The organism is Marihabitans asiaticum, assembly GCF_007828725.1.
Lineage (GTDB): Bacteria > Actinomycetota > Actinomycetes > Actinomycetales > Dermatophilaceae > Marihabitans > Marihabitans asiaticum.
In genome coordinates, this window is the sequence record NZ_VIUW01000001.1 from 94,789 (window position 1) to 118,831 (window position 24,043).

The window sequence follows — 24,043 nt, forward strand, 5'->3', positions numbered from 1 at the left end:
GGTCGGAACCTGGCCGCACCAGAGCAGCGGCCTAGGATGACGCGGCAGAGTACGTGACCGCCGACCGAAGGGATCCGACGTGCACGGTGTGCACCCCGGGCAGACGCTCGGCCGATACACCCTCGGCGAGCGCGTCCAGGCACGCTTCGGCTCCGAACGCTGGAGCGCGCGGGACGAGGACCTCGACCGCGATGTCGTCGTGCTCGTCGTCCCCGCCGACCACGACGGGCTCGACGCTGCCCTGGACGCGGCCCGGCGGGCCAGCGGCGTGGTCCACCCCAACCTGACCCGCATCCTCGACGTCGAGCAGGACGAGAGCTTCGGCTGGGTGGTCGAGTCGGGGGACCCGCACGACCGGCGGCTGTCCGACCTCATCGGCGACGGGCTGCCGGCCGAGGAGGTGCGGCGGATCTCCGGGGAGGCCGCGACCGCCCTCGAGGCGGCGCGGCGCCGGGGCCTGCACCACCTCACGCTCACCCCGTCGGCCGTCGTCATCGGCGGCGACGGGTCGGTCGCGGTCCAGGGACTGGCCGTCGACGCCATGCTGGCGGGCATCGACGAGGAGGGGCGTGCGGCTGACGAGGCCGACGCCACCGCGGTCGTCGCGCTCGCCTACGCCGGGCTGACCGGCCGGTGGCCCCTGCCCGGCGACGGTGAGGGCCTCGAGCCCGCGCCCCGCGACGCCGGGGTGGTGGTGCCCCCTTCGCATCTGGTCGACAAGGTGCCCGGAGATCTCGACACGCTGTGCCGCGAAGCCCTCGCCGAGGACGCAGGACCCGACACCCCGGGCGAGTACGCCTCGTCCGTGGCCCCCTGGTCACGGATGCCTCTCCTCGTCGACGAGCCCGCCCTGGCGGGCGACGACCCACCCCGCGGGCAGCCCGTCGGCGGACCGGTTGACATCGAGCCGATGGCCGCTCCGCTGGCGGACCGCGACGGGGACGGAGCCGACGAGGCCGGCGCTGATGCCCAGGACGGCGACGCCGCGGACGACGGGCAGGATGAGGACCCGGAGGGCGCGCAGGGATCCACCGGCCGTCGCGGAGCGGCGGGCGTGGCGGCAGCAGCTGGCGTGTCCGGGGTGCTCGCCGGGGGCGGCAAGGCGCTCGCCGGCAGGGGCAAGGTCATCGCCGGCGGCAGCCGGGTGATCGGCGAGCGGGTGGGGCGAGCCGCGCAGCGCACCCGTGACCGCGCCGAGGCCGCCGCCGCGGACCGCCGCGCCCAGCGCGAGGCCGTCCGTACCTCCGAGAGCCGGGACCGGGTCAGTCTCGGCAGCGCAGGGAGCGCCGACCGGATCGAGGCGGCCGCCCCGCTGCTGCCCGAGGAGACCGGGTACACGCCGTCGTCGAGCCAGTCTCGCCTCGTCGTCGGGATCATGGCCGCGATCGTCGCCGTCGCCGGGGTCCTCGGCTTCATCGGGGTCTCCAACATCGGGAGCAACACCGACCTCGAGGCGATCTTCGGCTCCGACGTCGAGCCCACCGCGGTCAAGACGACCGACCCCAACGAGACCCCTAGCGACGGGGGTGGTGGCGAGGGAGGCGACGCCGGCGGCGAGCCCATCCCGGTGCTCTCCGCCATCGGGTACGACCCGATCGCCGGGGACGGGGAGCACAACGCCGAGGCGCCGCGCGTCTTCGACGGCAACGCCGAGACGTCCTGGCAGACCGAGGGGTACGCCGCCGAGAACATGGGCAACAAGCCCGGAGTCGGGCTCGTGCTCGACCTGGGCCAGGCACAAGAGGTCCGCTCGGCGACGTTGACCCTCCCGACGGCCACCACCGTGCAGGTGCACGTCGGCGACACCCCCGGCATCGAGTCCGGGCAGCTGGGCCAGAGCAGCGGCGCCGACGGCGAGATCACCATCAGCGCCGATCAGCCGATCACCGGCCAGTACGTCACCATCTGGTTCACCTCCACCGTCCAGGGCGACGACGGTCGGCACCGCGCGTCCCTGGCCGAGGTCGTCCTGCGCTGATCCGAATCTTCCGAGGTGCAGTGGTTGTTGTCGTAGGTGAGCCAGGTTTGGAGTGCGTCGCGGCGGACTTGTTCTGATACGTCGGCGGCGTAGAGGCATTCCATAGTCTTGGCGCGTTGGTAGCGCTCGACCCTGCCGTTGTGCTTGGGGGCGGGGGGCGGATCCGTCGTGGCGTGAGGCGAAGGAGTGCACCGCGTGGATGTAATTCGCCGAGCGGCAGCAGGGGCTGTTGCCTGTGATGATCCGAGCGGATCGGGTGATGCCGTGGGCCCGGGGAGGCCAAGAGAACGGAGTGTGTACCCCTCCCGGTATTGACAGTGTGATCTGGGTCACGGGATGGTGAGTAGACCCTTGTTGATGTATCACCCCGTCGGCGGGGGCGGCCCTTCGAACCACTGAGGACCCCACGCGGGGCCTGCCGCGAGGTCACCACCGCTCGGCAGGCGCCGAAGAGTACGGCGAACCTGGCCCCCCGGGTCAGAGCCGTCACCGCACTGGCCAGGGCAAGAGGCGGAAGATGAGCGAGATCACCTCCGGCCACACCACGGGGTTCGACCTGCACCCGCTCAACCCGGTCTTCCTCACCTTCGACGACACCATCGCGGGCAAGAACTGGTTTTTCCAGCTGCCCGATGACGCGGTGCTCGAGCCCGGCACGCTCACCCCCAAAGACTTCGCCGTGCCCCAAACCGACGCCCGCGAGGTGCTGCGCAGCGTGGTGCGCTTCGTGGCCGACCTCCCGGCCGATGGGCGCCCGCTCGTGGTCTGGGCCGATGGCGACGACGAACTCCTGGTCGACATCAGCGCCACCACCATCACCTGCCTGGTGGGACTCGTGCGCATCGGCATCAAGGTGGCCTGCGATCAGCTCGACGCCCCCGCCGCCATCGAAGTGCCCTTCGCCGTGGGCACTCACGACCGCCCAGCGGGTCTGACCATGTCAACCCAACGCCGCCTGCTCGGCCCCGACGTGATCGTCGACCGGTGGTCTGACGCCATCGTCGCCTTCGCCTGGGAAGCCCTGCTCGAAACCGCCCGCCGCCTGGCCGAACGCGCCGGCAAAGACACCCAGGGCCGACCCCTGATCCCGGTGGCCATCGCCTCAGGTTCAGGCACCCTGCACATTCAACCCATGGCCCGGCACAACCTGCGGGACTAACGGAGGTGATGGCATGACGCTGGCGGAATCGGATCTCGGCGATCTCGCGGCTCTCACGCGTGCCATCGGCCTCACGGACGACACCGGCAACAACGCCGCCTGGTTTACCGACCCAGTGGGAGGCTCAGCCGAAAACCCCACCGGGCTGAAAACCATGCTCTCCAACGACGACCAGCGCGATGCCCTGGTCGATTTTGTTGACGCAACCCTCGGCCCCCCCGAACGGCACGCCGAAGGGGAAGCCACATGGGTGCCACTGTTCTTCAGCGGCGATCCCAACGTCACCATTTACGCGGTGCTCACCCCTGTCGCCGGAGCCGTTCGCTTGGGTGTGGCCGCAGAATTCGCTCACGGTGACGGCGAGCCCTCCGTCAGCGGCAGCGTTCACGTCCCCCTGTTCCAGGTTCCCCGCGAGGGCCCCGACACCCGAGACGCCAGTGGCACCACCCCGCGCTGGCTCTTCCTCGGGCGCCCCGGTGCCGATATCGAGATCAGCCTCGATGCCACCTTCACCTCCGCCGCGCCCACCCCCGGGCAGGCCCACCTCGGCGGCGCTGGCCTCACGCTGCTGGTACCCACAGCTGCGAACCAAGACGTCGGCTTCGCCCTGAACCTCACCAACCTGCAACTGCCTGGGGCTACCGCTCCCGCCAACCACGAACTCAGCATCGATGACCTCACCGATTCGGGCGAACTCGGCACCGACCTGCTCGACCTGGTCATCGGACTCCTGCGCGCCCACCTCGATTCTCTAGACCCTTCGGACCCAGCACTGCGGGTCGTCACTGCTCTTGCAGGAATCCTCGGCCTGCGCGATGTGACCGGACTCCCGGCCCCGGCGTGGGCGGAGGTGCCCACGCGGGGCCTTGCGGTGATCGTGGAATGGGCCGAGCAGATCCTGGGAAACGACCCGCTACGCGACACCTGGCTGGCAGAGCTAGCCGACCTCGTCGAGGGCACTGCGCTCCCCGCGCAGGATGCCGTGTCGTACTCCCTCGGCGACGCCGACCTCGTCATCGGCTTGCGGGTCACCCCGGGGTTGGGGGGCGCCAGCACGTTGGTGCCCTGGGTGCGGCTCACGCGCGAGACCCGCCCCGGCGCCGACATCCGAGTGCACGCCGACCTGTTGCGGCTCGACACCGCTACGGGCGCGGCCGTGGCCCTGCCGTCGGCGGGTCTGGAAGCCGTGTTCGGGGCCGACGCTGGCGGCAGCGACCTGATCGACACCGCCGACCTCGACATCGGCTCACTCCACCTCGGGCTCACCTCACGCGAGCAAAGCCCACCAGCCTTCACCCTCACCCTCCATGACGTCACGCTCACCGGAACCCACCACGACGTCCTGGATCTCTCAAACCCCGACGCGGCACTGGATGCCGCGAACACCGTGCTCGATGGCGCCCTCACCGACGCCCTATCCGGCTTGGGCGATGCCGCCGACGCGCTGCTGGCCCTGATTGGCATCAACCCCCCGGCCGGGGTAAGCGGAACGAGCGTGGCCACCCTCATCAGCAATCCACTGGGGGCCCTGCGGGGCTACTACGACGAGGTCACCACCACCTCGGCTGCGGCCCAGGAGTTGCTAGGTCACCTGCGTGATCTGCTCACCGACGCCACCTCCGCCATCCCCGGTTCCGGAACCCCCGCGGACCCCTGGCGTCTCCCCTTCCTCTCGACAGCCGCCACCGTTGACCTCCGGGTCTGGCGCGAGGGCTCCACCGTGCACCTCGCCGTGCACAGCGACATCAGCCACGACATCACCGACACCGTGCGCCTGACCGCCTCGGCCCAGCTCGACGCCCTGGCAGTGGATCTCACCACCGGCAGCACGGTTTTCGGCACCGCCCTGAGCGCCAACGTGGTGGCCACCCCCATCGGCGGCCCCACCCTCAACGTTCCGTTCGGCAGTCTCACCGCCCACGCCACTGGGCTCGGCGCGAGCCTCACCTGGTCCCCCGGCGCGGGCCTCTCGATCGACCCCTGGCACCCCGGTTTGTCGATCACCACCGCCGACGACACCACGATTCCCATCGTCTTCCCGGACACCGCCGACCCCGACTGGGACGCGATTCAAGACACGGTCACCGTTCTGCTGGCTGAACTCGGCGGTCCGGTCGTGCGTCGGATGATGACGCTGATCGGCTGGAGCGGAACCCTCCCCGCCCTGTCATTGGCCGACCTGGTGAACGACCCGGCGCAGGCCCTGCGCACCTGGGCCGCTGAGCTCGTCCTCGACTGCTCGCGCTTGGCCACCGTCATGGATGCCGCTGCTCTCGTGCTCAGTGCCGGGTCACTGAACCGAGCGCTGGGTGCGGGCTCGACGCAGCGCCCCTTCCGCGCCCCCCTCGCCGGCCAGAGTGCTGCCCCCGCGCTCGCCGTATGGACCCAGCCTGGGTGCCCGCCCCGGCCCCCGATGCGCGGGGTCGCTGGCTGGGACAGCATTCTGTACGACACCGCCACGCCCAGCGGGCACGACCTCGCAGCAGCCTTGACCCAGGCCGCCATCACCTACCCCGACATCGGCGATCAGCTCGTCGCTCGTCCCGGAGTGGCCGAGGGTTTCGACCTGTTGATCGCACGCTGGGCCGGAACCGACGGGGTGATCGCCCCGCCAGCAACGGTCCCTGCGGGCATTGGGTCCACCGTGCTCGACGGCCACAGTCTGGCCGAGCTCTCTGCCGCCGCCATGAACGGGCTCCCGCTCGGCGCTATCGATCCGGCCGCCCTCGTGGTGCACGTCGGCTGCAGCGACGACTGGCTCACCGGCCGCTCGGCCACCGAGAGCATCGATGCCACCACCGGCTCCCCCACCCCCATGCCGGCAGGCGCCACCACCACTCGCTACCTGAAGCTGCCCACCGTTGCCGCCTCCCTGGCACAGCGCCCAGGGGTGGATCCGGTGCAGGTCCAAGCTGACCTCATTGCCGAGGCCATCGCCAGCCCCACCAACCCGGTCACGCTGGTTGGGCACGGCGCTGCGGGGGCCGCGTGCGTCCGCGCGGCCCACGGAGCTCACGTGGCGGCGGTGGCCACGGTCGGCACGCCGTGGCACCCGGCCGTGGCGGTGACCGGGTTGCAGGTCGGGCTGCCCGGCAACGCCCTCCGTCTCTTGGGCGCGCTCGTGGAGACGGGCGCCACCCCTGGGTCACCAGAGTGGCTCGACAGCTCCGACCTCATGCGCGGCACGGCCCTGATCCAGCACGCGCTCTCGGTACCCATCGCCCCGGACTTGCCCACCGCCGCCACCGAGCCCTTGCCCGCCGGCACGCCGGTGCATGCCGTGTTCGGAGCTGTCGACGCCAGCGCGGTAGCCCACGGCCTGGCTGCCGTGATCGGGCACGCGCTACATACCCGGTCCGAGGAGCCCGCAACCACCGCCCTCATGACCAGCCTCCATGCCGGCATCGACCTCCCCGTGGTGGCCGGCGACATAGGCGGCATCACGGTGGGCGCCGGGGCCCGGCTGGAGTTGCTGACCGTCGAGCGAGCGGGGCCCACGGCGAGCGCCGGCTCTACCCTGGATATGCAGCTCGACCTCGGGATCACCGATGGATGGATGGTCGGCGGACCGGGGGCAGATAGCCGAGACCTCGAGGTGCGCTGGGCCGAGATCCACGTGCTCATTCCCCTGGCGGGCGGGCCCGGTTCGGGCTACCTCGTCCTTCACGACGCCACCGCCTTCGGGGTCACCCGCACCCGCTGGCTGGTCACCCCCGAAGCCCTGGAAGCCGACGCCAGCTTGGCCCTGCCCGAGGTCAAACTGCTCCTCGGTGAAGTGGTGGGACGCGTCGTTCGCGACGCGCCGGCGCTGGCCGATTTGCTGACTGCGGCCGGTCTCATTCGCGACGGTGGCCTCGACCCGAGCGCCGTTGACACCCTCCTGCACGACCCCCGCAGCCTGGTCGATGCGGCGCTTGCTACCGGAGCCAACCACGTAGCCACCCTGCTGCGGACGCTGTCCACCACCATCCAGCCGCCGTCCCTGCCACCGACCCAGGTGCGGATTGGCCTAGACCAGGCGTACGCCGATGTCGACCTCGCCAGTCGCAGCCTGACCGCCGTCGTAACCCTCGACGAACCCGGCATGCCACCCATCCGCGTCGCCGTCGAAGCCAGCGCGATTGGGGCCACGGCAAGCGCCACGGTGGGCGAGATCGATCCCCAGCTCGGCGGGGCGCAGGTGGTCCTGACGGCTGGCCCGGGCGGCCCCACGGCGATCGTTGAGTTCGCCCGCGGCGCCCAGACACCACATCGCATCGAGCTCTTCCCCCACCCCTCACCCGACGCCGCGCTGACCCTGGTGCGCGACCTCGCCCCCGGACTGGCGCTGCGGCTCCTGGCCGAGGGCATGCGGGCCCTGGCGGGTGCCCGCAAGGACCTGGTTGACGCCCTCCTGACCGCCATCGGCCTGCTGCGCGAGCACGGCACCGACCTGCTGCCGGAGATGGTTACCCCGTGGGGTTTGCTCGACGCCCCCGGCGCCTGGCTGCGCACGCTCGACCCGACGACGGTCGCGAGCAGCGCCCTCGACGCGCTGGGCGAACTCCTCGTTCCCAGTTTCACCCCAGGCCTGTGGACCTTCTCCGACGAGATCGCTCTGGCCTACGTGCTGACCGGCGACTCCTTGACGCTCACCCTGGAAGCCGACCTTTCCACCACCATCGACGGCCACGCCAGCGTCAGTACGATCGCCGCCGGGCTCGCCATCAGCCGTACCGGCCACCTCGCGCCAGCGCTGGGCATCAGCTCGGCCGTTGATGGATGGGGCGCCCAGCTGCAAATTAGCCCCAGCGTCACCCTCTCTGCTCTGCGCGCGGGCGGCACGCCGTTGCCCATCTATCCCGCTGGCCCGGGTCTAGGGGAGGCGGTGGCCACGGGCGCCACGGCCGTCATTGTGCTGGTGCTGAACCGGCTCATCGATGAGCGCACCTCCACCGATCCCCTGCTTTCAGATGTGGCCCGCGCGGTTCACGCCTTGACCGGAGCCTTGGGTCTGCTGGATGCCAGCGACGACGTCGACTCGGCGGCCTTGACCACCTTCGCGGGGGACCCGGCCAGCCACCTCCTGGCGCACCTGCCCGACCTGGTGGTCAGCGGCATCGACCTCCTCGCGGAGGCTCTCGACCCCGCGCAGAGCGTCGTGGCCGTCACCACTCCCAGCCCGGGCACCACCCGGATCGCCCTCACCACCGGCGCGGTCGGTGGTATCGACCTGATCAGCGCCGGGCCCGAGCGCGCAATCTCCTTCTTCGCCAGCATCGACCTCGACGGGCACGGCACCCTGACCATCGACCACGTGCGCCTCAGCGGCACCGGGGTACACCTCGCGGTGAGCGCGGCCCCGATCCTGCTCGATGCCGGACCAGTTCGCCTGCGCCCCGCCGTCAGCATTGAGGCCGGGGTGAGCTCTGCTGGTTTCAGCCGCTCCATCAGCGCCGGCATCGCTCTCGATGATGACGGCGACGCCCAGCTACGAGTGGCCTGGGCCCTCGACGGCAGCGCTCCAGAACTGGTAGCCCTGACGCGGGTCGGGCCTGGCGACCTCAGCATCGACACCGACCCCGTGCTGATCGCCACGCGAGCGCTCAGTGGCTTGCTCTCCATCGTCACCGGGGTATTGGCCGAGCAGCTGCAATCGATCCTGTCGGCCAAGGTGGTCGCCGCGCTCCAAGAGGTGGTCTTTACCGACGGTGACACCACCCTTGACCCCACCCTGTTCTCCGATTTGCTCGACCCCGAGGCGCTGTTCACCCGGCTGCAACGGCTGGCCTGGAACTGCGCGACCGCAGCGGAGGCCCTGAGCATCGAGATCGCGGGAGCTCTCACGGTCGGTTTCGCCGCCCGTCCCACTGGTGGGGGACGCCAGCAGATCGGCGTCGCAGTATCCCTGCCCGCTGGGTCCTCGCTGCCACTGGTCACCGGCGAAACCACGCTCGACCTCGAGGTCGACAGCGCCTGGATCGATGCCCCCGTTGAAGGCGGGTTGTCTATCTACGTGTTGGAGGGCACCGGCACCTCTCTCGAGCTCTCGCCCCGTTTCGCCGTCGCTGGCCTGGGCGTGCGCATCGGCGCGGGCACCGGGCCCCTGCTCACGTTGGGCGGGCTCACGGTCGACGCCATCGGCGTGCATACTTATGCCGAAGCCTCCGGTGCGGGCGTGGGCGGCGGCGCCCGGGTGCAGATCGAAGGGCTGGCGATCACGCCCGGAGGCGCGGGCGGCAACAACGCGGTGGCCAGCGGCATCATGGAAGACGCGGGAGCCGAAGCGGGCGAGAACCGGCCCGCCTTCAGCCCGTCGCTCGCGATCCAAAAGCCCCCCGGCCACAATCTCGGCGTCAGCCTGCGCGCGGGCGATCCACCCGGCCCGTGGTGGTTGGTTATCCAGCGGCAACTGGGGCCGCTCTACCTCGATGCCGTCGGTTTGGACACCGCCGAGTCCGGTGGGCAGGTCACCCGGATCACCTTGCTGTTCAACGGCTCGGTGTCGATGTTTGGCCTCACCGCCGCCGTCGAACAACTCTCGATTTCGTGGCTGGGCGGCGACGTGCTGTCCATCTCCAGCTGGTCGGTCGACCTCATGGGGTTGGCAGTGAGCGCCGACCTGTCGGGGATCATGCTTTCGGGTGGTCTCCTCAAGACGGTTGAGGGTGAACCTCCAGATCAGCAGGTCTCGTACGTGGGGATGTTGGTGGCCCGCTTCGCGACCTACGGCCTATCGGTGTTCGGTGGCTACAGCCAAGGCCCCGATGGCACCTCGTTCTTCATCTTCGGCGCGGTCAACGGACCCATCGGGGGGCCGCCTGCGTTCTTCCTCACCGGGCTCGGCGGCGGCTTCGGTATCAACCGTGGGCTGGTCATCCCTTCGGATCTCAATGACTTCCCCAGCTTCCCGTTCTTGCAGGCGCTTGACCCCGGCGCGCAAGCCCCCGATGACCCCATGGGCGAGTTGCGGCGGCTCTCGGAGTACTTCCCGCACGAAGTCGGCACGTTCTGGTTTGCTGCTGGCATCTCGTTCACCAGCTTCGCTCTGGTCGACGGGGTGGCGGTCATCGCCGTCTCCTTTGGCAACGGCCTGGAAATCAACCTGCTCGGGTTGGCGCGCATGGCCCTCCCTCGCCCCGGCGCCGCCATCGTCTCCATCGAGTTGGCGCTGCTCGCCCGGTTCTCCACCAAAGAGGGCGTCTTCCTGATCCAGGCCCAGCTCACCGAAAACAGCTGGTTGCTCTATGAAGACGTGCGCCTCACCGGTGGCTTCGCCTTCGCCGTGTGGTGGAAGGGCCCGCTCGCGGGGCAGTTCGTGCTCACCTTGGGCGGCTACCACCCCAACTTCCACGTCGAGGGTTACCCGGTGGTCCCGCGGCTCGGCCTCGAGTGGCGGATCTCCGACGCCTTGGTCATCAAGGGCGGCGCCTACTTCGCCCTGACCTCCGAGGCGCTGATGGCGGGAGTCGATGTCGAAGTCAGCCTCGACTGGGGCTGGGTCTGGGCCAAGGTTGCCTTTGGCGCCCACGGCATCGTGTATTTCGACCCGTTCTGGTTCGAGGTCATGGCCTACGCCCGGATCAGCGCCGGCCTGAACATCAAGCTCGGATTCATTCGGATTCGAATTTCGATCAGCATCGGCGCCACCATCACCTGCTGGGGCCCGGACTTCGCCGGCACGGCCACCTTCGAGATCGGCCCCTGCGATGTCGATGTCGACTTCGGCAGCAAGCGGCGCATCGAACCGGCCCTCGTGTCATGGCCGGAGTTCATCGAGAAGTACCTCGAAGCCGCCACCAGCTCCACCGCGCGGGCCATCTCCGCCATCACCGGCGCCGGCACCCTGCCCAGTTCAACGCAGGGCGATACCGGGGCACCATCGGCCGATGGCAGCCTCGATCTGCCCTTCCGGGTCTTCGCCGAGTTCGAGTTCTCGATCACCACCAGCATCCCCATGACCGGGTTCTCGCTCGGAGAAGAGCTCGACCTGATCTCACTGACCCCGACGCTGGACGGCTCGCCGGCATCATTGGGGGTAGCCCCCATGGGCGCCACCTTGAGTTCCTCGCTGCTCCGCCTATCGGTCACCCGCCGTGAGGGTGGGCGTTGGGTGCGGGTGCCAAACGATGACCTCACCCCACTGGTTCTCGGTCTCGGCGATGGCAGCGTCGGGCAGTCGGGCTCGCGCTTCACTCGCGAGTCCTTCCCGCTGGGGGTGTGGGGCCAGCCGCAGAGCGACGACGCCGACAACACGGCTCTGCCTTCCACCGACGTCGTGAGCTCAGGCACCTGCGTCACGCTGGTCGCCAGAGCCCAGCCCACTCCCACCGGCCCCCAGATCAACTACTACCGGGTCGACAGCGGGCGGCGGCCCCTGCCGCTCACGGCATCGGCCCGAGCCCGGCGCGAGATGCTGCGCGCCTCGCGGCGGTTCTCCCTGGTCGTGCCCACCACCTCCACCGAAGCGCTGGGGTTAGCTGCCGACGCCCTCTACGGAGCGCATCTCGCCCCGGCCCGCACCGCGGTCAGTCGCGCCCGATTCAGCCGCGAGCGAGTGGCGCCGCCTTTGCCCGGACTGCTCACCGAGGGTCTGTCCGACCGCGAAGGCACCGCCGGTGACCGGGTCGAGCTCGACCTCCCCGGCCAAGAACTCGCTCGGTTGCCGCGGCGCCCCTACGTCACCGGTGTCTTCAGCGCCGGGGCGGGTGCCCTGATGGCGAGCGTGCGCACCACAGTCAGCGATGGCCGCCTCGCCCGGCGTCCCGCTCCTACCACCGCGTCGGTCCACGGTCGCTTAGGGCGCATGCTGCCGGTTCAGCTCACTCAAAACTCGCTGGCCGCATCGGTGACCGGAGGCACCCTGACCGCGGTCGGTGGCGCCGGCGCGCTACCCCGTACCGATGTCACCGGTGGTGCTCGCAGCCAGCGCAGCGGACCCTTGGGCGCACTGGCCGTGCAGCAGATGATCGGCGGGTTGGGGTCCGCAGCGGGGCGCTCCCCTCGGGTGGCGTCATCACCGCGGGCTCGCGCCGACACCAAGCCCTCGCTTCTGCGCAGCGGCGATGTGGTGACGCTCGCCCTGCCCGACCCCCACCTCGACACCACGCAGAGTCCTGCATCGCTGACTATCGATGGACACGCCCGCGTGGTGGCCATTGCTGGAACCCGCGTGGCGCTCGATGCGCAGGTGCGCGACGGGCAGGTGAAGCTCCCCTCTGGCACCACGGTCGTGGGGTTGCACAGCGACCCCACGCCAGTTAGCGCCAAGCAGGCGGGGTGGCAGTTGTCTTCCCGGGTGGCTGGGCTCTCCGCCGACGCCGCCCTCGCCGCTGGCTGCACCCTGACCACGGCCGGTACCTCCGCCCGCGCGGGAGCCGGGTGGAGTACCGCCGCCGCCTTCTTGCGCCACTCCCGCGTGGTCACCACTGACTTCCCGATCGCTGGATCGTCGCTCACGATCGCGATCACGGGGGTCACCCCCGGCGCGCTCGATGACATCGCGTTCACCCTGCGCGGCGCGCGCCGGGCCACGCAGTCCAACGGCGCTCTGCAACCCCCGGTAGCCACCACCAGCGGGGAAGTCGTGATGCTGACCTACGCCTTGGCCGATACCGACGGCCCCATGACCGTCGTCACCCCCATGACCGATCGCATGCGGGTGGTGGGAGTGCTCACCAGTTCGCTTGCCGCCACCGACGCTGCTTCGGTGCTGGCTCGCGACGGGCTGACCGGGGTGGTGGCAGCACTCTCCGCCACCACCGGCCCGGGGGCTCGCGTGACCTACAACGACCCGCCCGGCCAGCGCAGCCCCCGAGCGCGCAGCGCCACGGCCGCGTCCCCGCGGGTGATGGCCCCAGACGCCGGTCCGCTCCCGCGCGAACGCGTGATCAGCGGCAGCAGTGGCCCTCGCCGCGGCGTGCCCGCCGGCGCGGTCGGCATCCGACTTCGTAGGAGGCCCCGATGAGTATCGATCCCGGCCACTTCCAGCTGCACGCCCACCTCGACCCGCCGTTGGCTGCGGGCACCTACCGTTTCACCGCCAGCCACGAGATGGCGGGTACCGGCGCGAACGGCGAAAGCCTGGACGGCTCGGACCTCGGTGTTGCCGATGCTTCGATGCACGTCGAGATCACCTCACCGCGGTACCTGCTACCCCCCGACCAAGTGCTGTCGACCTTCCCGCCCGCGGAGTCGCAGGGTGCGTGGGGCTCTCGGCTGCCGCAGATTGTGATCAAACGGCGCACGCTGCCGTGGGAACGCGATGTCGCCGACGACAGCACCATCCCCTGGTTGGCGTTGGTGGTCTTCCAAGAGCACGAGGCGGAGTTGCGCACCGCGCAGCCGGTAGCCGAATGTGTCACCCCCGGGCTGACCCTCGATGGCGCCGCCGAGGTCTCAACCGCCAACTACCTCGCGATCAGCGAGGCCATGGTGCGCACGATCTTCCCCACGCGCAAGGACGTGCCGCTCCTGGCGCATGCCCGCGAAGTCGATATCAACGACACCGAGTTGATGCTGGGCGATGACGACGGCTTCCTGGCCGTGGTCATCGCCAACCGCCTGCCGTTGCCTGCCACCGATCCCTCCGGTGCGCAGGTGCCCACTAAGTACACCGCCGCGCTGATCAATCTCGAAGGACAGTTCGACACCCTTCTTGCGGAGTCGCCTCCGCGCCAGCTGACTTGCGCTTTGGCGACCGCACCCCACCTGAGCCCGTTAACCGTTACCCACGCCACCTACGACCACGTGAGTATGGGCACTGTCTACAACCCTCGCGTGACGGCGGGGGGCATCAAACTCCAGGGCGCCAATCTCGTCGCGCCAGGACCTCAGGCGTTTGTCGCCGATGCCGCGGTGACGGCATCCATCGCCACTCCGGCAAGCGGAGCGGTCGCCAACAGCGGAGCTCGGGGCTGGACCCGCAGCACCCGGCAGACCATCGACGCGATGTACCACGCGACGGTCAACGCCACCAATGTCGCGGGCGCGCTACTGCAGACCGAGCGCCGCTTCCCGGTTCTGCTGCACTGGTCTTTCACCACCACCGGGTCGCTGACCTTCCGTTCGCTCATGGAAGACCTCGACTCAGGGCTGCTGGGAACCATGCCGCGCGACCCGGCACCGGAGTCGGCCCCCGCTCGCCCCCCGTTGGAGGCCCTGGAGACCGGACATGTGGGGCTGACACATCGCACCCGATCTGGCGACGAGACCCGGGCCTGGTACCGCGGCCCGTTGCTGCCGCACCCGGGCGACGAACGCGCCGACCGGCTCCCGCTGGCGCACGCCAGCGACCAACTGCGGATGTATGTTCCCGATGGTCGCGAGGACCTCTCGCTGTCGAGCGCATTCGAGATCGGGCGGCTCCTGGCGCTGAACACTCCCTCAACCGTGGCCGCACTCTTGCGGTGGCGTCAAACCCGGTACATCGCCGCCCGGGCCACCACCATCTGGGCCGACCTGCTCGAAGGGGTACTGCGCCTGGACGACGACCTGACCATCCTGCCGGGCGATGTCGGCTACCTCCTCGGACGGCATCTGGCGGCCGACATCGTGGGAAACCCGGTCGGTGCCCTGGGCGAGCCGCTGCAACTCTTCCGGCCGGGCAGTGTGCCGGAATTGACCGGCGACCCGGTGGGCATCCTCAGCGCCGGGTTTGGCACCGAGTTCAGCTTCCGCGGCGACCTTGAGGCCGTGGTGCTCGACCTCGCGGACCGACCGCCGGTGGTCATCCATGAGGCCGACATCGGTGGCGGTACCTTGACCGGCTTGGTGCGCGATACGGTCACCCCGGTGCTCGACGGGGCGCTCGATCTGCGGGTACGTGACACCTTGGTGGGCGCCGACCAGCCGGTGTTCGGGAGCGGGGGTGTGCTCAGCAGCAGCGGGGTACCCACGATCATCCTGCCCGACGGTCCCGTGCCCTTGGCCGAGGCCGCCGCACGTCTACGCGATGGCGACCCGGCCGCCCGGGAAGCGTTCGCCGCGTTGGTGGGCGACACCAGCGACCTGGACCACGCCGCAGGCGCGAGTGCCGGTAGCACCAAATCGCCGACGAGGGAGGCGCCCTGATGCAGTTGCACACGACCACCCTGATTCACGACCTTCCGCTGACCCTGGCCAGCCAAGTCGCCGAGCCCCTGATCGCAGCGGTTGATGATGAAGACACCGCGATGCCCGCCGACCTGCGCTCCTGGCTGGTCTCCCTGCGGTTGCTGAACGGGGTGCCGTTCGCCAACCTCGTGGCCGACACCGAGCTGTTGCCGATGGAGTCGATCCGCTGGTTCTACCTTGACCGCCGCTGGACCGACGCGTTGGTGCAAGGCGCACTCTCCGTCGGCACGGTAACCACCGATGATCGGGTTGACCTCAGCGCCGCCTACCCCGCGATCCGCGCTGAGCTCGATACCGAAGAGCGCAATGTGCGTCGGCTAGCGGGCACGGCTCGGTTCGGTGGCCAGGTGGGGGCCGTCAGCGGCTTCATTCTGCGCTCCGCTGCGGTCGCGGGCTGGCCCGGACTGCACGTGCGGGCCTTTTCCGTTGACCCCGATGAGGCCGACGACGCCCGCTATGCCGACGACGACCCTCGCCGCCTGCGCTTGTTGCGGCTGGAGCGGCTGGCCCCGGGCGTGCTGTTCTGCCTCATCGATGGCATCCCCGAAGTGGTGCACCTTGAAGAACCGCGACAAGGAGTGCAGTTCGGGGTTGACATGGAGATCGACGGCTCGGGGGCCACCGCGGTGGTGCCGCCCCGCGACCGGGACTCTTTTGAGTACCTGAACGAGGATCCGGTGCCCGTCATGTTCCGCAGCCTGCCCGGAGCCAGTGGGGTGATCGATATCGAGCAACTCGAGAAGGACCTGGCCGAGCTTCACGGCACCGGCGCCCAAGACTCCCTGGACTCCGCCGAGTATGCGCTCCAGATGATCCGGTTCCCCTGGCGTCAGGTGTGGGGCGATGACGAATCCGCGCAATACGCCTCGGTCTTCAAGGCCACCGTGTCGTACATCAACTGGGCGACGATCGCACACGATGGAGGCTGATCATGCCCACCGAGGAGATGTTCAACCGCGATGTCCTGATCACCACCACGACGTCGCGCCGCTGGTCGGGGCTCACCCGGTTCGAGACCGATGTCGCCACCTTGCGCACCTGGGATGTGACCCTCTCGCGGCTGAAGCGAATTCTGGTACCCATCGATCTTCAGGCCTACGTCGTCAACGGCTCCAGCGAGTCCGTGGTGGGGCTGGCCGGCCGCAGCGACGACCCCGCCCCCTTCAGCGACGGCACCGAGCTGGCCGCGGGCGTGCACCTGCATTGGGCCATGCCCGACGCCCTCATGCACGGCGTCGCCAGCGAGGACGGCAACGACCTGGAACTGCCCGACCTGCCGGACCGTTTCGTGGTGGTGCGGGCCTTGCTGCCCAAGGGCTCCCGCGCGGCCCGCACGGACGGCTGGGTGATCGACACCGCCTCGCTGACGGTGACCCCGCTGACCGAGTGGGGCGGTGGGCAGCGCGATGCCGCGGTGAGCGCCCCGACCGCAGCGAGCGGAGGGTCGTTGATGTGGGGGGCCACGTATCACGGCAGCGTCGGCCGCCACTCTTTGCACGACCCGCTGAGCGACGTGGACTTCGGAGCCCTCACGGTGGCGCGGGCCAGTTATACCGTGGCCGGTTGGTGGTCACGCACCGACGAGGACCCGCTGACCGGTGGACCGTGGAGCCTGCTGGAACGGCTGGCTGAGCGCTCATGGGGACTCACCCCCGACGGGGAAGCGCGGCTCAACGAAGACGCTGACCCTCGAGAGCTCCAGCTGCAGTCGATGTCTGGCGCGACATCCAGCAGCGACCGCACCCGCACCACGACCATCGGGCAGTACTCGCTGGGTCGCAACACCTACGAAGACTTCGCACCCCGCGTGGGGGTTCCTTTTGAGGCCATCAGCGAGGTCTTGGTGGCACCGTCACCCACCCGCTACGCCACCCTCCTGCACGGCAGCGTGGTGGGGGTGCCCCTGACCGATGTACCCACCGTGGACGAAGCCCCGCGCACCGCGGCGCTGGCCGCCTCGCTCGGGCTCGACGTCGACGACATCGCCGCCGCGTTCGCCGCCCCCTCTCTGGGGACCAGCGATGAGGACCGTCTCACGGGCGAGCGGCTTCTGGCTGCCTTTACCGGCAACCTGCTCGAGGAACTAGGCCAGCCCGACGGCCTGGATTCGCTGGAAGATCGCGAGCACAGCGACACCTTTGACTCGGCTCCCGGCCCGCCGTTGCCCAGCGCCCGCCCCGACGTCGTGCGCGAAGACGATGCGCTCTCGCGAGGGCCGCTGTCGGTCGGACGCAAGGGGCGCACCGCTGCCGCTGGGCCCGCCATCACCGCGCGCACCACGGTCGAACGACGCCGCACCCGCACGGGCAAAGTCATGGGCTGGCAGGGCCTGCGTGACGGCAGCCATCAACAGCCAGCAACCGCAGTGCGGCGTTTCGATGAGCCCAAAGTCAAGCCCACAGCCAGTTCGGGCGCCGTGGGCCGCGAAAAGGTGCGCCCGGCACCCCGGATCTTCCGTCCGGCCGCGCCGATGGTCGGCATCCGCGGGGCGAAACCGCACCCTCGACACCACGGCGACGGGCTCTATGACGACGCCGGGATTCTCCGGTGCCGCTACCCAGGGGAGGCGATCCCCGAGATCGACGGCACCGTGTCCGGCGCCTTGATCCTGCCGAGCTTGGGCAGTGGGTCGATCCCTCCGGAAGTGGTGGGCGTGGTGCGCGAAGCGATCCTTCTCGACCCGTGGGCGGACGGCTGGTTGGCGGGGGCATCCGGCCGCGCCGACGCCGAACTGCCTGCGGTGATAGCCCGCCTCGGCGCCGAGCGCGTGCGCGTGCTGGGCGGCTCCGGCACCTACGATCCCTCCGGACGGTTCGCAATCGCCGAGAGCCGAGTGCGTGAAAACGGGCCCCGGGCTCGGGCCAGCAACCTCTTCCACGATCTGCACAGCCCCGCGATGACGGCGGCCGCCAGCGAACTGGCGCGCCACGCGTTCCTGCCGGGTACACCACCCAGCCCGGTCGGTTTTACCGTGTGGCGCCAACCCTGGGTGCCGATTTTCGTGGAGTGGGATGTCACGGTGCGTGGCTCCACCACTCTCAAGGGCTGGGAGCTCACCGGGCGTGATCTCACGGGCGGCCCGGCGCCAACGCTGGAGCGCCGGAGCACCGGACGCAGCCCGCTGGCCCGCGGCGTGGGAAAGGCGCTCACCGACGGCATCGCCCGCTGGCTCCAGACCGAGAACGAGCGCGACCTCGCCTCGCCCAATTCGTCGGTGCTCTCCGACCCCGATGAATCCGTGCTCGAGGCCCTCAGCGAACTGTTGGAACCGCTAGAGGTGATGTCGTGCAGCCTCGACGGCGTGCGGGAAAACCTCCTCGGCATCGACTTCCAGAGTCTGCTCACGATGACCGCCGACGACGAGACCAGCGACGTCTTGCCCCGGGCCGACCAACCACCGATTCCGCTGTTCGGCGGCACCTTGACCGTCAACGCATTGCGCATCGTTGATGCCTTTGGGCGGGTGCGTGGGGTCACGGTTGATCAGGTGGCCACCACGCTGGCCCGCGAAGTCGAGGGGGAGCCAGCGACCATCACGTTGCCGCCACGGCTGCAACATGGTGGCCGCTGGCTACTGCGCCTCATCGATCCCGCTCACCCCATCGGCAGTGACATCGCCGCCGCCCCCGAGGCCTTCGTCAACCAGGTCGATCCCACCCTGACCGTGAACCCGGTATCCGGCTTCTTGCTGCCCGACCACATCGACGAAACGTTGGAGGTCTTCGACGCGCAGGGCAATCCGCTGGGCGAGGTAGGGCACGACCCCCTGACCGGCGGGGTGGAATGGGTGCCAGCCCCGGGGCGTCCATTGCCGCCGGATGCCGCGCCCACCGACGGCGCGCCGCCCACCGCTACGCATGTGGCGCTGTTGGCCATGGGTTTGGTGACCAGTGATGTCCAGACCCGGCATGCCGCCAGCCCTCCCACCGAAAGCACCTTGACCGCACTACTGCGGGCGATCGACACCACCCTGCACACCGTCGACGCCTACGCCGGAGTGGGGGCGCCGACGATCGCGGGCCTGGTCGGTCGGCCGCTGGCGGTAGTACGAGCCAGCATCCGCTTCGACGCCCCCGATGACCTCGCCGGGGTTGAGGTCACCTCCCCCGGTGGCGAGGCCGAGCGTCGGGAAGCTTTCGCAGCCTTGAGCACCGAGAGCCTGCAGTTCCGGCTGGGTGACCTGGGCCGCTCCGATGACTCCGCCCTCGGGTTCTTCGTCGACGACGACTATTCCCACTTCCACGTGGTGGACAAGGCCGTGGCCAGTGCGGCCCGGCAGGCGGGCGCCCACCGGGGCCAACTGGGGCTCCTGGGGCAGACCGTGGTGCCCGATGAAGACCCCCTTGACCACCCGTATCTCGTGCTCGAAGACACCCTGACTATTCGGGTCGGGCAAGTGCGCTCGCTGACCATTATCATGTTGCCTGCCGGCCGGGTGCACCTCACCTCGGGCATTGCTCCGCGCAAGGCCCTGGCGCTGTCCGAAGACTGGGTCAGCCCCGGGTTGCGGCGCATGTCACCGTCGGTGCGGCTAGGGCCGGTCTTGGTCGACCCGGCCGCGATCCGTCTGCCCACGGTTTCGACTCTGCCGCAAGACCAGGTATTCACCCGGCGCACCGGTGGGCTGTCGTGGCGCGATGACCCGATCACCGCGGCGACGTCGGCTGCCCTGCTGCCCCCGATGCCCCATGAGGTGCAAGAGGGCTGGATTCGGGTGGCTCCCCAGGAGGAGTCACCGTGAGCCGCGACCCCAACAAGAAGGCTCGGGCAGCAGCCCGGGCGTCGTACAACGCCGCCCGCGAGGCCGGTGTTGACCAGGCAGCTTTGGCGCAGGCCATGGCCGCGCTGCTGCGCGATCGCGAGGAATCGCTGACCACGGCCAGCGGGCGCCCGTCGCGATCGCGGGCTGCCCGGGCGTTCCCGATCAATGAGCAAGGTAAGTGGGTCTCCATTGGGCCGTCTGTGGCGCGGAGGGGTCAGGCGCTGGACCGCCCAAACGTCACCGGCCGCATTCGGGATCTGGCCGTGGACTCCGATGGGGTGCGCGCGTATGCGGCCACCGCCAAAGGCGGCGTCTGGTACACCCACGACGCGGGCGCCTCGTGGCAGCCCGTGGGCGGTTGGGCACAGTACTCGCCGACCACCGGCGGCCACGTCAACGCGCAGGCCTGCGGATCGATCTTGGTGGACTTCGGGATCATTGAGGACCTCGATGTCGTGCTTGTGGGCACGGGCGAGATCACGCCAACGCGTGGCCCTACAGGCGGGCGCATGGCGGGGGTGGGCGTGTTGTCCGCCATCGGCCCCGCCACCGTCGATGTCGGCACCAATCCGTGGGAGCCCGACACTGGGCTCGCCCAACTGGAAGGGCGGGGAATCTATCGGCTGGTGCGGATGCCCGGAGTTCAAGCTGGTGCCGGTGGCCTCACCCCAGACCAAGTTCTGGCGTGCACGAATGACGGAGCCTTCATCGGCACCCGGGGCGACATCGCTATCCCCAACAGCGGCGGAGCAACCCGGCCCGGGTATACGTGGGCCCCCACCGCAGGCTTGCCCGCTGGTGGCAACCTGGTGGTGACCGACGCCCTCTGGTTCGACCTGGGCGGAGGCAACCATCGCTGCGTGGTCGCCGTGGCCGGACAAGGGCTGCTCTATAGCGATGACTCCTTCGCCACCGCTTTCGCGGTCCCCACCCTGCAAAACCCGATGGCCCCCCCGATCGTGGGGCGCATGTCCCTAGCGCACGCGGCGGGCAACCGCTTCTACGTCCTGGGGGAGACCGATCGGGCCCGGGTATGGCAAGTTCCAGACGTTAGCGCCAACCCGCCCCTGGCGACCAACTGCCCCGGGCTGCGCCCCACCGACCAGGTCTGGGGCACGCAGCGCGACTACGACCAGGCCATCGCCGTTGACGTCGATGCTGGTGGCAATGACCGCGTCTACGTCGGGGGCTCGGTCATCGAACCCCGCGACGGCACCAACTGGGCGGCGGCCCTCTGGGTATACGACGTGAGCGCGGCCCCCGCGCTCACGGTCCCCCGCGTGTTGGCCGGGGTCGGCACCCCACCAACGAATGCCGGGGCGGATCGAGCTGGGCTGATCGGCAACAACATGCATGGCGACGTCCACGCCATTCGCCTCGCTGGCCCGCAACTCGCCGCACCGGCAGCAGATCGACCCGAGCGACGGCAGGTGTGGGTGGGCAACGACGGTGGGGTGTACGTGTCGTTGGCCTCCGGACGGGTTAATACCTTCGCCGCGCGGAACTCCGGTTTGGGGGCCATGGAGGCCAACATGGTCGCCAGCCATCCCACGTCACCGCACTATCTCGCCATGGGCTGCCAAGACAATGGAACCCAGATGCGTCGAGGCGACACGGTATGGGAGGTCACCCACCAGGGCGACGGCGGCGGGGTCGCCTTCCACCCCGTACATACGAACATCGTGGTGGCGCAGTACGCGCAAGCGGCGTGGAACTCCACCAGCCGGGGACCGTTCCGCGACCCGATGGCACGAGACCCCGGCGGACCGCCGGACCTCTCCGGCGACACGGAAAATGACGCCAGCCTGTTTTACTCAGAGGCGGCCACTTTCGATGACTCGGCCACCGGCGGCAACGGGCTCCTCGCCATTGGGACCAACCGGGTGTGGATCACCCGCGACCTTGGCACCAACCGGCCCCCGGCCTGGCGGGTCTTGCCCCATGATCACGTCGACGGCGCAGGTAACCCGGTCGCCGCACCCGAGCGCGACTGCCGCCCGGCCGGGGCTTTCAACGCTGGTTTGGGGAACTATGGGGTGCCCCTGAGCGGCCCACCGTCGACCGGGTCAATTCGCAGCGTCGTGGCGCTGGAGTTTGCGGCTGCCGGCACGGTCTTGGCCGCGTACCTCGATGGCGTGGTTCGCTACGTTGAAGGCCCCGCCGGGCAATGGACCACCACCGTCTGGGATATCGCATCTGGCGCCTTCCCGGTGGGCGGTACCTTCGTCACCGATGTCGCGGCCATCCCGGGAACAGCGGACTTCTTCGCCAGCACGACCGGAAATCGAGGCAACGCCGCCCAGGAAACCTTGTTCAAGTTCAGCGGCGGGGCCTGGCACGCCACCGGTTTGCGGCGCGCGCTCGACAATCCGCCAGCGCTCCCGCAAGGACCCCTGGACCCGGTGTTCACGGTGGTGGTTGACCCCAGCAACCCGGCCGATGTCTATGTCGGCACGGCTACCGGGGTGTGGAAGGGCACGCTGACCGCCGCGCCGGCCACGTTCACCTGGACGCCGTTCGTGAACGGCCTCCCCAGCGCTGTGGTTCAAGACCTCGATATCTGGACCCAGGTTGGGCCGGGTGGCACTCGGTTGATGCGAGCCGCCGTGCAGTCGCGCGGGGTGTGGGAGGTCGATCTGGCAGCGGCGGCCCGTCGCGATACCTACCTGCGGGTCCATCCGTTCGATTCCCGTCGAATCCTGCCCACCCCGCTCGAGGACCCCAGGGCCGCTCCCGGAGCGACGCTGACCGATCACGCCAGCCCGGACATCGTGGTGCGCCCGGCCTGGCCGGTGGCCACGCCCCCGGCGTGGCTGTGGCGTTCGTCCCTGTCACGGTGGAACGCGCCGAATCACGCGGTGTGGACCTTCCAAACCGCCTTCCGTCACCTCTATCCGTTCATCGAAGCCACGGGCGAGTGGAGCGAAGCGCTTGACGACGCCCTGCGTTTCCACAACCAGCGCATGGGCCGCTCTGCCTCGCGCACGATTAACGCCACGCTCTGGGGCGAGATTGTCGGCAGGGTCAACGGAGCGGATGTTGAGGAGGGGGTGCGGCTCGACCCGCTCACGCTGGACGTTACCTACGACCCGTCCGATCCGGCCCGAGTCCTTGACCCAGCGCATCCGCTCGCCGTCTTCTGCCCGCCGTGGCGGGGCGTCAACACCACCGACATCTCGGCGCGCGAGATCGATGTGGTGGAGCGGGTGGCACCCCGCCGCGAGGACGCCGGGGTGTGGACCGTGGAACGCATCCCGAGTGTGGTGGAGGTCTTGCTCCACCACCGTGATGAGCGCGCCGTGCCAAGGCTGGACGCTCAAGCCATCCTCTATTGGCGCACCGGCACGGTGGTCGAAGACTTGATGAGCGCCGACATCGGTGACCTGGTGGCGCACTCAGCAGACCACTTCCTGGCGCAGCCACACGCTCTACCTGACGAATGGAGCGCAGCCACTGACCCGCTGCTGGGACTGACTTTCGCCAACCTCGAGCCGATTACCGCCAGGTCACCACGAGCCATCTCGATCGACCTGGACCTCAGCGTCATCCCGGCCGATCAGAGCCACATTCTGCTGCTGGCGGTGGTGACCTCTGCAGCGGACTCCCCGCCTCTGCCGGCACCCGCCGGCACGACCGTACGCGACCTGGTGCTCGGCTGGCCCTACGCCGCCGCCCGCGTCCTCCGCTTGCGCTGACGCGGTCTGGCCGCCCCGCCGGCGTCGGGGGTGGTGCCGGCCGTGGCGGATCGCAGATTGATGTCGTGCATCGACCGGTATCTGGACCCCGGCGGCGGTTCGTGATCGAGCTGGCGTGCCCAGTTGGCGGATGCTGCCGCTGGGCGCCGTCGGGGTTCCCTTCGCGGTCAGCAGCACGCCGGGGACCACACCTACGACCCGATGACCCAACCGGCTACACCCGCGAACCCGACGGCCGCTACGGAGTCCACCACTACTGGTCGGTGTGGCCCTCGGAGTGGGACCTCATGGCGCCCCGGCCTGTCTGACGCTGGAGCACCGTTACGCCGATTGGCACCGCTCACTCTTCAGCGGCG

General features: G+C 69.7%; 7 protein-coding genes. All 7 read left to right on the forward strand.

The window, feature by feature from the left end:
* The first annotated feature begins 79 nt into the window (after positions 1–79).
* The 7 genes from FB557_RS00445 (at position 80) to FB557_RS00475 (ending at position 23,687) form a co-directional block, all read left to right on the forward strand.
* Positions 80–1,978, forward strand: a complete 1,899-nt coding sequence (locus FB557_RS00445) for a protein kinase family protein (RefSeq protein WP_144854649.1) — start codon at positions 80–82, stop codon at positions 1,976–1,978.
* A 517-nt stretch (positions 1,979–2,495) separates the two neighbouring features.
* On the forward strand, positions 2,496–3,137 hold the full coding sequence (locus FB557_RS00450; RefSeq protein ID WP_144854650.1) for a hypothetical protein: 642 nt from the start codon (positions 2,496–2,498) through the stop codon (positions 3,135–3,137).
* A 13-nt stretch (positions 3,138–3,150) separates the two neighbouring features.
* Positions 3,151–13,083, forward strand: coding sequence for a DUF6603 domain-containing protein (locus FB557_RS00455; protein ID WP_144854652.1), 9,933 nt, complete (start codon positions 3,151–3,153; stop codon positions 13,081–13,083).
* On the forward strand, positions 13,080–15,188 hold the full coding sequence (locus FB557_RS00460; protein ID WP_144854654.1) for a hypothetical protein: 2,109 nt from the start codon (positions 13,080–13,082) through the stop codon (positions 15,186–15,188). The genes FB557_RS00455 and FB557_RS00460 overlap by 4 nt, the downstream gene beginning before the upstream one ends.
* The gene (locus FB557_RS00465; protein ID WP_144854656.1) at positions 15,188–16,159 is read left to right on the forward strand and encodes a hypothetical protein; all 972 of its coding nucleotides are present in this window, start codon (positions 15,188–15,190) and stop codon (positions 16,157–16,159) included. The genes FB557_RS00460 and FB557_RS00465 overlap by 1 nt, the downstream gene beginning before the upstream one ends.
* 2 nt (positions 16,160–16,161) lie before the next feature.
* The gene (locus FB557_RS00470; protein ID WP_144854658.1) at positions 16,162–19,971 is read left to right on the forward strand and encodes a hypothetical protein; all 3,810 of its coding nucleotides are present in this window, start codon (positions 16,162–16,164) and stop codon (positions 19,969–19,971) included.
* The gene (locus FB557_RS00475) at positions 19,968–23,687 is read left to right on the forward strand and encodes a hypothetical protein (protein WP_144854660.1); all 3,720 of its coding nucleotides are present in this window, start codon (positions 19,968–19,970) and stop codon (positions 23,685–23,687) included. Before FB557_RS00470 ends, FB557_RS00475 begins: the two co-directional genes overlap by 4 nt.
* Positions 23,688–24,043 lie beyond the last annotated feature (356 nt).

Bases quoted from the DNA above. Each gene is read 5' to 3' on its own strand.
- FB557_RS00450 (WP_144854650.1), top strand. From the start codon at position 2,496: ATGAGCGAGATCACCTCCGGCCACACCACGGGGTTCGACCTGCACCCG.
- FB557_RS00455 (WP_144854652.1), top strand. From the start codon at position 3,151: ATGACGCTGGCGGAATCGGATCTCGGCGATCTCGCGGCTCTCACGCGT.
- FB557_RS00460 (WP_144854654.1), top strand. From the start codon at position 13,080: ATGAGTATCGATCCCGGCCACTTCCAGCTGCACGCCCACCTCGACCCG.
- FB557_RS00465 (WP_144854656.1), top strand. From the start codon at position 15,188: ATGCAGTTGCACACGACCACCCTGATTCACGACCTTCCGCTGACCCTG.
- FB557_RS00470 (WP_144854658.1), top strand. From the start codon at position 16,162: ATGCCCACCGAGGAGATGTTCAACCGCGATGTCCTGATCACCACCACG.